Source organism: Rhizobium sp. PEPV16, assembly GCF_008919455.1.
In the GTDB taxonomy this organism is placed as follows: Bacteria; Pseudomonadota; Alphaproteobacteria; order Rhizobiales; family Rhizobiaceae; genus Rhizobium; species Rhizobium leguminosarum_Q.
The window spans coordinates 4,785-5,826 of the sequence record NZ_VSZV01000306.1; the positions used below are offsets into that span (position 1 = coordinate 4,785).

At 62.2% G+C, this 1,042-nt stretch carries 2 protein-coding genes; both read left to right on the forward strand.

Features of this window, described 5'->3' with window-relative positions; all coding sequences use genetic code 11:
* Positions 1–301, forward strand: a 301-nt coding sequence (locus FY112_RS37860; protein ID WP_246700699.1) for a hypothetical protein, incomplete at its 5' end; no start/stop codon positions are given.
* A 243-nt stretch (positions 302–544) separates the two neighbouring features.
* Positions 545–973: a hypothetical protein gene (locus FY112_RS16340; RefSeq protein WP_151518859.1), complete on the forward strand. Its 429-nt coding sequence runs from the start codon at positions 545–547 to the stop codon at positions 971–973.
* Positions 974–1,042: the final 69 nt, after the last annotated feature.

A 1,042-nucleotide genomic window follows, 5' to 3' on the forward strand; every position in this document is an offset into this window, starting at 1 on the left:
CGAAATGATCTCGCTCGCCGCCGTCGAGACGCTGGCCGCCGAACTCTGGCCGGGCGCGCTGTCGGTCGTCTCCTCGCTACCCGACGCCAAGAAGGGCGAGCGCCTGGTGCTCCTCACCGACGCCCCCACCGCCACCCGCGCCGAATTCCTCGCCTTCGCCAAATCCAAGGGCGCCATGGACATGATGGTCCCGGCCGAAGTCAATATCGGCAAGGTGCCGGTGCTCGGTTCCGGCAAGGTGGATTTCGTCGCGGCGCGGAAGTTGGCGGAGAGTGCGGCGCTGGCGGGAGAGGCGGCGTAGAGCGGGTGTAGGCTCGGGGGGGCGTGTGGCACCCCCCTCTGCCCTGCCGGGCATCTCCCCCACAAGGAGGGAGATTGGCTGGGCGCACTGGCTTCCCCAAACAACTGGTGTCACAGCACGGCGAAACGGTAGATGGGCAGGAAGTTCAAGCCACCTGTGATCTCCCCACCTGTGGGGGAGATGCCCGGCAGGGCAGAGGGGGGTATCCAGGCACCACCTTGGCAATTCCAGCAATCTACTCCCATGTCGACCATGCTCCAGCAAAAGTTGATCGATCTTCGCCCTGCTGCGTTTTCGAGCTTCGAAACATCCAGAGGGATTCCAATGACGTTTGGTAGTGATGCGGTGAAGGCGGGCTGGAGATGGGCGCTGATCTTGCTCCACGTCTTGCTATGGGCAGCACTCGCTTTGCAGGCTTACCGGACGGCTGGCTCCGCTTCATTTGCAAGCTGTTGGCAGATTGTTTTCCTGATTGTGCCACCGCTGATCATCCTGTTCTTGGTGATCGCGATCTCGAGCGTCCTCGTGGTGCTGGCGGCGTTTTTTCGTCCCTCGATATGTCGACATCCGGGCTTTTGGGTCGCCTGCCATGGGATGATCCTCACGGGTGGTTTGCTGGTTTGCAATTATTCCGCCTATGCGGCCGCCGGTCAGGTTGACTGCCTGCCCTAACGGCTTTCGAGTTGATCTTGGTCCTGGACGGTGAGGGGACGCGCCGACAGGTTTGGGCGGTTCGTGTGG